Source organism: Paenibacillus sp. RU5M (assembly GCF_900221055.1).
Taxonomy (GTDB): domain Bacteria; phylum Bacillota; class Bacilli; order Paenibacillales; family Paenibacillaceae; genus Paenibacillus; species Paenibacillus marchantiae.
The window spans coordinates 688,286-700,080 of sequence record NZ_OBQM01000001.1; the positions used below are offsets into that span (position 1 = coordinate 688,286).

Genomic DNA, 11,795 nt, shown 5'->3' on the forward strand with positions numbered 1-11,795 from the left:
CTTGAGAGAGGAAGCAAGAAGTCGAAGCAGGAATCGTTCAGGCTATCATCCAGGAATAGTTTCGGGAAGTAAAGTTGGAGCGGAAGTTGGAGGCAAGCTTCATGCAGAAACCATTATTGTAGGTGGAGGAGTTATCGGATGTGCCATCGCATGTGAACTCGCTACTCGAGGCCATGACGTTCTTCTGGTTGAGCGGGCGCGGATCGCTGGGGGAACTTCCTGTGCAGCCGCAGGCATGCTTGCTGCTGATAGTGAGGAATTCACTCATGCTGTAATGGCAAAGCTTGCAAGGCAGAGCAGAGCTTTGCTTCATGAGCAGAAGGAACGGATCAGTTCGCTTAGCGGAGTGGAAATGGGGCTGCAACAGCATGGATTTATTACTCCTTTTCGTTCATACAGTGAGGTCAGCAGTTACAAGAATGATCGTAGATCGTCTACCTTATCTACAGAACATATTTGGTGGGATCGTATTTCTGTCCAACAGGAAGCTTCATGGTTAAACAGGGATACGTATGGAGCATTTCACAGACCTTCCGAGAGCGAGGTTCTTCCTGTCAACTTAACGCAGGCTTATGTCAGATCGGCTCAAGCCATGGGTGCAAGGGTGATGGAAGGTGTACAGGATGTCCGTTTGCATACTGATGTGAATGGAGTGCAAGGGATCGAGACTTCAATAGGAACGATGACATCGAGAAATGTCATTATTGCTACAGGGTTACATGGTGAAGAATTGATGAGACATGTGGGTCTGAAATCGCCTGTTTTACCAGTAAAGGGGGAGATTGCAGCCGTGCAATTTTCTCCCCACCATGCCGGGTACAGGCCAGACAAAACGGTGTATGCAGAGGATATATATATTGTTCCCAAAGCCAATGGAGAAGTATGGATCGGTGCAACAAGCCTTCCTGGAAGAACAGACATGAAAGTTTCGGTACAAGGCATTCAGAAGCTGCTCGCAGCTGCAACAAACTGGGTACCTGGCATGAAGGAAGCACATTTTATCCGAGCCTGGGCTGGTGTACGTCCTTCGACTCCGGATGGAATTCCGTATATAGGGGCTTGTGAAAGTGTTCCTGGTTTATTCGCTGCTTTTGGACATTATCGTAACGGCATATTACTTAGTGCGATTACAGCCAGCCTCATGGCTGACTTGATTTGTGGTAAAACCTCTGAAGAGCTGGGGATTCAGGACCTTAGTCCAGAACGTTTGAACAGAAAGGAGATGTTGCTGTGAACATCATTGTCAACGGACAAACCATGCAAATTGAAGATAGCTTAAATCGTGTAGACAAATTGCTCCATTCATTTAATTTGCAAGTAAAAACCGTCGTGGTTGAATTGAATCGTCAAATTTTAACGCGGGAATATCATGAAACGACGGCGTTAAGAGACGGAGACCGAATTGAAATTGTACATTTTGTGGGAGGCGGTTGAATTATGCTGAGGATTGGAAATTATACGTTTGAATCTAGATTGCTGCTGGGTACAGGCAAATTTTCGGACTTGGAAGTGCAGAGTCAGGCGGTTGAGGCTTCAGGTACGGATGTATTAACGTTCGCGGTTCGGCGTTTGAATCTGGAAGATCGGAACAAACAGCACTTTCTGGACACACTGGACTTGAAAAGGTATACCCTGCTTCCCAATACAGCGGGTGCTGCAACAGCAGAGGAAGCTGTGCGAATCGCTGAACTAGCTCGGGCTTCAGGACTTTGTGATATGATAAAAGTAGAAGTTATCGGGGATGGAATCACATTACTTCCTGACCCAATTGAAACCTATAAAGCTTGCGAGATCTTGCTTGAAAAGGGCTTTACGGTACTGCCTTATATCTCGGACGATGTTATTCTGGCCAAGCGATTGCAACTACTCGGCGTACATGCTGTTATGCCTGGGGCTTCACCCATAGGGGCGGGGAGAGGAATTATTAATCCCTATAATCTGGAGATTATTATTGAACAAGCCGTCGTTCCTGTTATTGTGGATGCAGGACTTCGAGCACCTAAAGATGCTGCTCATGCGATGGAGCTGGGAGCTGACGGTGTATTGTTGAATACGGCTGTCTCCGGATCCGGAGATCCGGTGAAGATGGCGAAGGCAATGCGAATGGGGGTTGAAGCAGGCAGACTGGCTTATGAGGCAGGCATGATTCCCGTTAAGCGCTATGCGGCAGCGAGTAGTCCGGCGGAAGGAATGGTTCATACATGACTAATCAGACACGATCTTCTGAACAGGGAGACCGCTATTCCAGACAGGAACGGTATGCACCTATCGGTAAGGAAGGTCAGCATAGATTGAATAACAGCAAAGTATTAATTGTTGGAGCGGGCGCGCTTGGTACGGGTATTGCGGAAACATTGGTACGTTCAGGAATTGGCCATATTACTATTGCAGATCGTGACTATGTGGAGTGGAGCAACCTACAGCGACAGCAATTATATATTGAGCAAGACGCCATTCAACGAATACCCAAAGCGATGGCAGCGAAGAAGCGCCTATCTGACATTAATTCTAACGTTGAGGTTGTAGGCAAAGTGATGGACGTCAGAGTAGATGAACTGGAAGAACTGGTTCAGAACGCAGACTTGATCATGGATGCAACAGATAATTTTGATACCCGGCTATTAATAAATGATATGTCTCAGAAGTATCGTATTCCGTGGATTTATGGCGGATGTGTGGGCAGTTATGGAATTACCTACACGTTTCTGCCTGGAGAAACGCCTTGTTTAAACTGCTTGTTGGGTGAGGTTCCGTTAGGTGGGGATACCTGTGATACGTCAGGCATAATCCCTCAGGCGGTGCAGATGGTTACGGCTAATCAGACTGCCGAAGCAATGAAGCTTCTCAGTGGTAATTCAGGTGCACTGAGACGCAAGTTGTTATCATTCGATGTGTGGAGAAATGAATACATATCCATTAACGTCGACGGTGCCCGAAAAGAAGATTGTCCTTCCTGCGGGGTAAAGGCTAACTATCCATACCTCTCTGCCTCAAACCTGGAAAAAACAGACGTATTATGTGGTAGGGATACGGTACAGATTCGCCCTTCACGGCGAATGAATCTGGATTTACAGCATACGGCTGAACGCCTCGGCAAGCTGGAAGAAGGCCAAGTGGAGGCTAATGCATTCTTGGTTTCTTTTACAACGGGAGCACACAGGATGGTCATTTTTCAGGATGGTCGCGTCCTTGTTCATGGAACAAAAGACACGGCAGAGGCGCGTACGCTGGTTCACCGGTACTTTGGTTAGAGAAAAATCAAATGAATGTTCCGAGTCCGTTCCTTCCGGGAATGGACTTTTTCATTTTACGGCATGATAAACATACAACAATGCTGCGAAGCACAGTGGTCACAAGTATGTATAAGGAGACCAAGTGTAGTTTTTACCAACAAATGTAGCAGCGTATAAGACAGGCCGGGTGAAAAAAATGAAAACATCCATATTACTGGTTGGCAGGGGCGATCTGGTTTCTTTTATTCAAGGCATACTGTGTGCAGAAGGGTACCAAGTGGAGCAAATGGAATGGACAGATCTGAACCGTATTTCTGAACTAACACTCACGAATCTCAATATGATCATATTAATGAATGAAGGATGTCATGAAGATACCCTGAAAAATGGACTAGAGTCTTTTGTGCACGTAGGTGTCACCTCCCCATTACTTGTGATAACTCCCAAGATATCGCCTGAATTGATTGTGGAATTACTCGATTACGGCGCTAATGATGTGATGGAAGCACCTATTCACGGTAATGTGATGATGGCCAGAATACGGAATCTTTTACGTGTGTTCTCGCATGCTTCACAGGAAGATGAAGAAGTCATTGTAGTACATGACCTCAAGGTCAATCTGCGTTCACGTCGTGTAAGTCGTGCAGGCGAATATCTGGTATTAACTCCGAAGGAATACGAATTGCTGGAATTTTTGGCTCGTCATGTGAATGAGGCGTGTCCCCGGAGCGTTATTTTGAGGGAAGTATGGGGGTATGATTTTGCAATGGATACCAATGTGGTGGATGTATATATCAAACATTTACGAGTGAAGGTGGATAAGGGGAGGAGTGTCAAATTAATTCATACCGTTCGTGGCATCGGTTATATGCTTCATACCCAATAAAAGAGGTCGTCTCAAAGAACTCAGTGTGTGTTTTCCACATAACTCCTGTTTGGAGAGAGAACTTCATTGGGTAAATATAAAAAGGACCGGATCATCAGATCCGGCCCCACTCGCTTCGTTATCTTTAAAATATGAGCTACAGTACGCGGCGAGCTTTAATATATGTTTTTTTCCAGTTCCCCGAGTTCAAGTCGGAGAGAGTTACACCTGGTGATCCGTACGTGTGCAGAACTTTTCCGTCGCCTGCATATACGCCTACGTGAGTAATATTGGAGCCTGTAGAGCGACTACCGCTGGAGAAGAAGACCAGATCTCCCACTTGCAGATTAGCTTTGGAAACAGCTACACCTTCTTGGGATTGCTTAACGGATGTACGTGGCAGGTCTACACCATACTTTTTGAAGATGTATTTCATAAAAGAAGAGCAGTCAAAATTTTTGGTTGTAGAAGTTGACGCACCAAATTTATATGGAGTTCCTGTAAAGGTTTTACCATAGTTCACGATTTGTTGTCCTGTGGATACAGAAGCGCTTGCTGCCTGTGCGACAGGTGCATTAGTCATTAATACAGCTCCAAAACCTAGAGTAGCGCACAACCCGACGGTTACGGCCTTTTGGACAAAGATGTTTGTTTTCATGTGAGTACCTCCAAAATTCGTTTTCGTTTAGTTGCTAGAGCGAGTATAACAGCTTTGTAACAGCCTAGAAATTGGATGGAACCTGATTCTCCCTAGGGCCGCAACGGTTTGGGTTTGTTTATTAAAATACCATTAAAAATGTCAAAAAATTAATCATTGACGAAGCTCGAATGTTACAAAAACAACAAAGACCCTTGATATTCAAGGGTCTTTGTTGTTTTATACTCTTATTTTTAATCAAAATCATAGGTTACAAAAACGTAATAAGTATAGGCAGAAGGTTAATCTTTGCTCTGAATAATGAGTAATAACCCACTATCAATAGAGACGGTGCCAGACTTTCCGAGCAGTTTGTTGCTAATCCCCAAAGATTGTCCCATGCGTATAGTAGCTTGATCTAGCGGGTACATGAAACCTTCCAGTGTGATACCTGTTACTTCATTAGTAAGTGGGAGCAGGGAGATGTACTCATATCCGCGGTCTTCCACAAAAGCTTCGGAGGTCGTTAGCATCATATAATTGTGTTCATCCTGCAGAGTACAGGAAATATGATGCTGCATAGCGCGGACCATAATATGTACGTTAGCCAGTGTATGATCCATGCGTGTGCCCGTTGCGCCCAACATAAGAATGTCAGTAGGCTCAAGATCCAATGCTGTTTCAAATGCCATCTCGGTATCGGTCAAATCCTTATGCACAGGATCACAGGTGATTATCCGTTCGCTGTTATCTCGTACCTTCTCCCGTTCCTGCTCGGTAATGGAATCAAAATCACCTACTGCGATATGTGGTTGAATCCCATGTTCTATTAAGAACAACGCCCCACGATCAGCTGCGATAATGATGTCATCCTTACCGATTTCTTTTAGAAATTGAGGAGAGAGGTTTCCCCCTGTAAAAATAACAATTCGTTTCTTAGTCATTCTATTTCATCCTTCCTAATCAATAAAGAAACAATTCACTTCTAATTAAGGTGTTAGAATGATGCAAAAATCATTCACAAAACCAGTATAATCCACAAAATGTGGTTGCACAATTTCGGCATGCGCGGATACAATGGGTAGAGCAACATGGAGATGACTTGAAAAGTGAGGTTTGAACAGGTTGGACTTGCACATTTTTGAAGTATTCAGCATTATAGGTACCATTGCATTTGCAATGTCCGGAGCTTTCGTGGCAATGGAAGAGGAATATGATATTTTAGGTGTGCTGGTACTGGGACTCGTGACCGCATTTGGAGGCGGAGTCATTCGTAATGTTCTCATTGGTGTACCCGTAACGATGCTGTGGAGCCAGGGAATGCTGATTATGCTCGCCCTTATATCTGTAGCGATTGCTTTCGTACTACCTCTTAAGTGGATTGGTCACTGGAAGCGGACAGAAGCGCTGTTCGATGCGATTGGACTTGCAGCATTTGCGATTCAAGGGGCGTTATACGCAGCCAATATGGGACATCCCATTAGTGCGGTTATTGTAGCCGCAGTGATGACCGGTATAGGCGGAGGAATCATTCGTGATCTGCTGGCTGGCAGGAAGCCATTGGTACTGCGTGATGAAATTTATGCCGTGTGGGCAATAACAGCTGGTTTTGCCATAGGTATGGGATGGTTCACAACCAACGTTGGGCTGTTAATATGTTTCGCCGCAGTTGTGTTCTTCCGAATGTGTTCTGTTCATTATAAATGGAAGCTGCCTCGTCGTTCTCTGGTACAAACGGAGAGTGTGAAACCTCAGACAACACCAGCGCCACTTAACCGCACCTTGAGTAAGGGGGAATAACATGATTAACGTTTTGTTTGTATGTTTGGGCAACATATGCCGCTCACCAATGGCTGAGGCTGTCCTCCGTCATAAAGTGAGTGAAAGAGGACTTGATCAGCAGATTTCAGTGGACTCAGCAGGTACAGGAGACTGGCATGTTGCCAAACCTCCGCATGAGGGGACACGATCATTGCTGGATTCATATCAAATTTCTTATGCCAACATGGCGGCAAGACAATTTGCGAGTGCGGACTTCACACATTTTGATTACATTATATGCATGGATGATTCCAACGCAGCTAACGTAAAAAGTGTAACAGGTGGTGAGGATGCGGAAATTATCAAGATGATGGATCTGCTGCCGAACGAGACGCTCCGTGAAGTACCCGACCCGTATTATACAGGGAATTTTGAAGAAGTATACAGGCTGGTTGATGCAGGCTGCGACGTGTTGATGGATCGGATTGAGAAGGAACATTCTTTGATATAACAATCGGTGATGTTCTCTAGGAATGACTTGTGTGATACAAGAGAAGAAGCTGGAACGGACAAGCAGGTGAGCCTGCTTCTTTTTTGAACGTTCATGTAAGCGGTACCATGAATGTAAAACAAAAGCGGCATTTCAGCCGCCTGTTCAATAATCCAATTAATTTTCTTGAAGAAAGTAAAGCAATGCTTCCGGCAGCTCGTTCTGCCAGAATCCCCATTGGTGATGCCCGTCTTTCTCCTGATAGGAGACAAGCGCACCTCGTTTTTCGAGCAAATCACGGGTATCCCGGTTCAATTGAACAAAATCATATGTGCCGGTATCGGCTTCAAAGGCAGTCTCCTGCAAACCAACAATCATCCAGATCGATAACCAGGACAAGTCTTCAGCTGCAGCGTAGATCTCCTGGGAAGCGGAGTAGTAAGCCCCAGACATGCTGATGACACGTGTAAACAGGTCTGGATAGAGTAGAGCAAGATGAAGTGAAACGCTGCCACCCAGTGAGTCTCCGGCAAGAACACGTTCCTGCGGAGAGCGGCGCACAGGATATTTCTCTTCTACATAGGGAATAATCTCTTCAGCGAAGCATGAGGTATACGCCTTGAACCGATCGCCGAAAGGGGCGTATTCCTGAGTTCTTACAGACACGTCAACCTGAACTCCTACTATAATGAAAGGTTCGGCTCCCTCGTCGAGAATGATGCGGTTGGCAGTGGTGGCGATACGTCCAAAGTTGAAAAATTCTTCACCGTCCTGACAATATACGACAGGGTAAGATAACAATTCGTTATAGCCTGGGGGAAGATAAATTCGTAATGTGCGCTTCTCTCCGAGATAGCGGCTCTCAATCTCTTCCTTTACAATCGTGCGTTTCAAATAGCGGGAATCCGTCATAAAACGTCACCTTTCTCGGTTAATTTTTGCATTCGACCGCGCAATACGGTAAGATTAACCTTGTGCGGGGATAGGTCAAATACGCAAACATGTATTATGCTGTTATACCAATATTAAGCCCCTGTTATACATACAATCCGGAAGGAAACATAAAAAAATTACGGATATCTTTGACGTATGCAGTGAAACAGGTGTATAATAATATTATAACAGCGGAACTTGATATTCAAATTTTTTGTTGAGGTGAAGAAAAAAATGAGCAAGGTTCCTTATGAAGTATATACGGAGGATGTAGAAGCTCTGTCCGTGCTGTCTCCTGACGGCGAAATCGTTAACAAAGACATGATGCCTAAGCTTTCCGACGATCAATTAAAAGAAATTATGTATCGCATGGTATTTACCCGTACTTGGGATGACCGTGCAGTAAACCTGGGCCGTCAAGGTCGTCTTGGTTTCTATGCTCCAGTATCTGGTCAAGAAGCTACAATGGTTGGTAGTGAATTTGCAATTGAAAAAGAAGACTTTGTATGTCCTGGCTATCGTGACATTCCGCAACTCGTGTGGCATGGACTTCCTCTTTATCAAGCGTTCCTGTACTCCCGTGGACACCAACATGGTGGACAAATTCCGGATGGCGTTAATGTATTGATGCCGCAAATCATCATTGGTGCACAAATCCTGCACGCAATGGGTATTGCTATGGGTTACAAATTGAAGAAACAAAAACAAGTTGTAATTACGTACACAGGTGATGGTGGTTCTTCAGAAGGTGACTTCTATGAAGGTCTGAACTACGCTGGTGTTTACAAATTGCCTGTTATTTTCTTTGTACAAAACAATGGTTATGCCATCACAACTCCTTTTGCTAAACAAACGGCAGCTCTGTCCATCGCTCACAAAGCGGTAGCAGCAGGTATCAAAGGTGTTAAAATTGATGGTATGGACATCTTCGCAGTTATCAAAGCGGTTCAGGAAGCTGCTGAACGTGGTCGTAACGGCGAAGGCGCAACTCTGATCGAAGCAGTAACTTACCGTTTCCGTCCTCACTCCCTTTCTGACGATGCTTCCAAGTATCGTACAAAAGAAGAAGAGGCTGAATGGAATGCTAAAGATCCAATCGCACGTTTTGCTAAATATCTGGAGAAAAAAGGTCTGTGGACTGAAGAAGATACAGCACGTGTGAAAGAAGAAGCAAAAGCAAAAGTGAACGAAGAGATCAAAAAAGCGGAAAAAACCGAGAAAATGACGATTTCAGGCTTGATCGACAGCATGTTCGAACAAACGCCTAAGCACTTGGAAGAGCAAAAAGCTGATTTCCAATAAGTTTTTTCCGATAAAGCATAAACATCCGGGACGGGTTCCGGTGTCCCGGTATACATGTATGAATTCAAATGTGAACTGTCAATGTTTAAGGAGGAAATGAAGCAAATGGCACAAATGAACATGAAAGAAGCAATCCGTGATGCGCTTCGCGTTGAGTTGAAACGTGATCCTAACGTTCTGCTTTTCGGTGAAGACGTAGGTAATGTAGGCGGCGTTTTCCGTGTAACGGAAGGTCTGCAAAAAGAGTTTGGCGAAGAGCGTGTATTTGATACTCCACTCGCTGAGTCCGCTATTGGCGGTCTGGCTGTTGGTTTGGGTGTTCAAGGTTTCCGTCCGGTTGCCGAGATCCAATTCGTTGGTTTTATCTTCGAAGCCCTTGACCAAATGGTAGTTCAAGCAGCTCGTATGCGTTTCCGCTCCGGCGGTAAATATAATTCTCCAATCGTATTCCGTACACCATTCGGTGGCGGTGTAAAAGCGGCAGAATTGCACACAGATTCCCTCGAAGGTTTGCTTACGCAAACTCCGGGTATTAAAGTGGTAGTACCTTCTAACCCTTACGATGCAAAAGGTCTGATGATCGCTTCTATTCGCGATAACGACCCTGTATTCTTCATGGAGCACTTGAACTTGTACCATGCATTCCGTGCAGAAGTACCTGAAGAAGATTACACAGTTGAGCTGGGTAAAGCGAACGTTGTTCGTGAAGGTTCTGATGTAACTATCGTTACTTACGGTATGATGGTTCACACTTCTGTGAAAGCAGCAGAAGAACTCGAAAAACAAGGAATCAAAGTTGAAGTTATCGACCTTCGTACGGTTAGCCCAATCGACATCGATACTATCGTTGCTTCCATTAAGAAAACAAACCGTGCAATTGTTGTACAGGAAGCTCAAAAGAGCGCAGGTGTTGCAGCTGAAGTCATTGCCCAAATCAATGAAAAAGCAATCCTGCACTTGGAAGCACCGGTTCTGCGTGTAGCTGGTCCGGATACTGTATATCCATTTGCACAAATCGAAGATACATGGCTTCCTAACCCAGCACGTATCGTTGCTGCGGTTAACAAAGTCGTAAATTTCTAATTTAATCATCTGACATGCCGCAAGGCGCAGTATGGTGATCCACACCGCAGCGCAAGCTGCACTGTAAACAGCCATTAGCCCCTTGAGTAACAGTTTATTGCACTAGCAGTAACGGTTGTTTCTTGGAGTTAAGGGTTGTTTTCAGGATTGAGACATAATCAAGGAGGTTTTTCAGTTGGCTAAATTTGAATACAAATTCCCTGAACTGGGCGAAGGCCTTCACGAAGGCGAAATCATCAAGATGCACATCAAAGTCGGTGACAAAGTAACTGACGACGACATCATCATGGAAGTACAGAATGACAAAGCGGTCGTTGAAGTACCTTGTCCGGTTAACGGCACAGTAACAGAAGTATTCGCAAAAGATGGCCAAGTTTGCCACGTTGGCGAAGTTGTTGCAATCATCGATGCTGAAGGCGAGCTTCCTGAGCAAGACGACGCTCCTGCAGACGATCAAGAAAAAGATGCAGCTCAAGGCGGAGCTGACACAAGCGGTTCTTCAGCAGCAGCTTCCAGCTCGGATGCAGCTAAAGAAGGCGGAAACAACAGCGTTCCGGCAGTACCTGCCAAGGACGTTCTGGCAACACCAAGCGTGCGTAAATTTGCTCGCGAACAAGGCGTAGACATCGCTCAAGTTAACGGTACTGGCAACAATGGTAAAGTTACTAAAGAAGATGTTGAATCCTTCAAAAACGGTGGCGGTTCTTCCGCAGTGGCATCTTCCGAAGCTCCGGCTCAAGAAGAGAAAAAATCCGCAGCACCAGCAGCAGCTGCAGCTGATCAACGTGTGGAAGAAGAGCGCGTACCATTCAAAGGTATCCGTAAAGCGATCTCCAATGCGATGGTTAAATCAGCTTACACAGCACCTCACGTTACAATCATGGACGAAGTGGACGTAACTGAACTGGTTGCTTTCCGTACTCGCATGAAACCTATCGCTGAGAAAAAAGGTACAAAAGTAACTTATCTGCCATTCATCGTTAAAGCTCTGGTTGCAGCTTCCCGTGAGTTCCCAGCATTGAACGCTATGATCGATGAAGAAGCTAATGAAATTGTATACAAAAAATACTACAACATCGGTATCGCTACAGATACAGACAACGGCTTGATCGTTCCTGTTATCAAAGATGCTGATCGTAAATCCATCTGGATGATCGCTGATTCCATTCGTGATCTGGCAGCTCGTGGCCGCGATGGCAAATTGAGCGCGAACGAAATGAGAGGAAGCACAATCTCCATCAGTAACATTGGTTCTGCTGGCGGTATGTTCTTTACTCCAATCATCAACTTCCCAGAAGTTGCAATTCTCGGAACTGGACGCATCAGCGAAAAAGCCGTTATCAAAAATGGCGAAGTAGTTGCAGCACCTGTAATGGCTCTTTCCCTGAGCTTCGACCACCGTATCATCGATGGCGCAACAGCACAAAACTTTATGAACTACATTAAACAGCTGCTCGCTAACCCTGAGCTGCTTGTTATGGAGGTGTAAGA

The 11,795-nt window shown here is 45.2% G+C and carries 13 protein-coding genes; 10 read left to right on the top strand and 3 right to left on the bottom strand.

Annotation, left to right across the window (positions count from 1 at the left end):
* Position 1 precedes the first annotated feature (1 nt).
* The 5 genes from thiO (at position 2) to CRO25_RS03315 (ending at position 4,119) form a co-directional block, all read left to right on the top strand.
* Complete coding sequence (gene thiO / locus CRO25_RS03295) at positions 2-1,234, top strand: glycine oxidase ThiO (protein WP_179132075.1); 1,233 nt, start codon at positions 2-4, stop codon at positions 1,232-1,234.
* On the top strand, positions 1,231-1,434 hold the full coding sequence (gene thiS, locus CRO25_RS03300; RefSeq protein WP_063562837.1) for a sulfur carrier protein ThiS: 204 nt from the start codon (positions 1,231-1,233) through the stop codon (positions 1,432-1,434). The genes thiO and thiS overlap by 4 nt, the downstream gene beginning before the upstream one ends.
* A 3-nt stretch (positions 1,435-1,437) precedes the next feature.
* Positions 1,438-2,205 carry a thiazole synthase gene (locus CRO25_RS03305; RefSeq protein ID WP_079693923.1) on the top strand — a complete coding sequence of 256 codons (768 nt, stop codon included), beginning with the start codon at positions 1,438-1,440 and terminating at the stop codon, positions 2,203-2,205.
* Positions 2,202-3,251 (top strand): ThiF family adenylyltransferase, encoded by a 1,050-nt coding sequence (locus CRO25_RS03310; protein WP_079693922.1) that lies wholly within the window; start codon positions 2,202-2,204, stop codon positions 3,249-3,251. The genes CRO25_RS03305 and CRO25_RS03310 overlap by 4 nt, the downstream gene beginning before the upstream one ends.
* 178 nt (positions 3,252-3,429) lie before the next feature.
* The gene (locus tag CRO25_RS03315) at positions 3,430-4,119 is read left to right on the top strand and encodes a response regulator transcription factor (protein WP_064637160.1); all 690 of its coding nucleotides are present in this window, start codon (positions 3,430-3,432) and stop codon (positions 4,117-4,119) included.
* Between the two features lie 136 nt (positions 4,120-4,255).
* Here CRO25_RS03315 and CRO25_RS03320 read toward each other — a convergent pair whose 3' ends face one another.
* Entirely contained in the window at positions 4,256-4,756 is a 501-nt protein-coding gene (locus tag CRO25_RS03320; protein ID WP_053780904.1) for a C40 family peptidase, read from the bottom strand.
* A 281-nt stretch (positions 4,757-5,037) separates the two neighbouring features.
* A complete protein-coding gene (locus tag CRO25_RS03325; RefSeq protein WP_063562833.1) occupies positions 5,038-5,679 on the bottom strand; it encodes a thiamine diphosphokinase in 642 nt (213 codons plus the stop codon).
* Between the two features lie 187 nt (positions 5,680-5,866).
* Here CRO25_RS03325 and CRO25_RS03330 point away from each other — a divergent pair, with 187 nt between their 5' ends.
* The gene (locus tag CRO25_RS03330) at positions 5,867-6,535 is read left to right on the top strand and encodes a trimeric intracellular cation channel family protein (protein ID WP_064640785.1); all 669 of its coding nucleotides are present in this window, start codon (positions 5,867-5,869) and stop codon (positions 6,533-6,535) included.
* A gap of 1 nt (position 6,536) precedes the next feature.
* The gene (locus CRO25_RS03335) at positions 6,537-7,007 is read left to right on the top strand and encodes a low molecular weight protein-tyrosine-phosphatase (RefSeq protein WP_079693921.1); all 471 of its coding nucleotides are present in this window, start codon (positions 6,537-6,539) and stop codon (positions 7,005-7,007) included.
* Between the two features lie 156 nt (positions 7,008-7,163).
* On the opposite strand, the gene CRO25_RS03340 is transcribed toward CRO25_RS03335, so the two are convergent.
* Positions 7,164-7,898, bottom strand: coding sequence for an esterase family protein (locus tag CRO25_RS03340; protein WP_063562831.1), 735 nt, complete (start codon positions 7,896-7,898; stop codon positions 7,164-7,166).
* Between the two features lie 255 nt (positions 7,899-8,153).
* Between CRO25_RS03340 and pdhA the strand changes: the two genes are divergently transcribed.
* The 3 genes from pdhA to CRO25_RS03355 all read left to right on the top strand — a co-directional run bounded on the left by pdhA (position 8,154) and on the right by CRO25_RS03355 (position 11,793).
* Positions 8,154-9,221 carry a pyruvate dehydrogenase (acetyl-transferring) E1 component subunit alpha gene (pdhA, locus tag CRO25_RS03345; protein ID WP_053780908.1) on the top strand — a complete coding sequence of 356 codons (1,068 nt, stop codon included), beginning with the start codon at positions 8,154-8,156 and terminating at the stop codon, positions 9,219-9,221.
* A 105-nt stretch (positions 9,222-9,326) separates the two neighbouring features.
* Positions 9,327-10,304: an alpha-ketoacid dehydrogenase subunit beta gene (locus CRO25_RS03350; RefSeq protein ID WP_072733283.1), complete on the top strand. Its 978-nt coding sequence runs from the start codon at positions 9,327-9,329 to the stop codon at positions 10,302-10,304.
* Positions 10,305-10,479: 175 nt separating this feature from the next.
* Positions 10,480-11,793: a dihydrolipoamide acetyltransferase family protein gene (locus CRO25_RS03355; RefSeq protein WP_072733282.1), complete on the top strand. Its 1,314-nt coding sequence runs from the start codon at positions 10,480-10,482 to the stop codon at positions 11,791-11,793.
* Positions 11,794-11,795 lie beyond the last annotated feature (2 nt).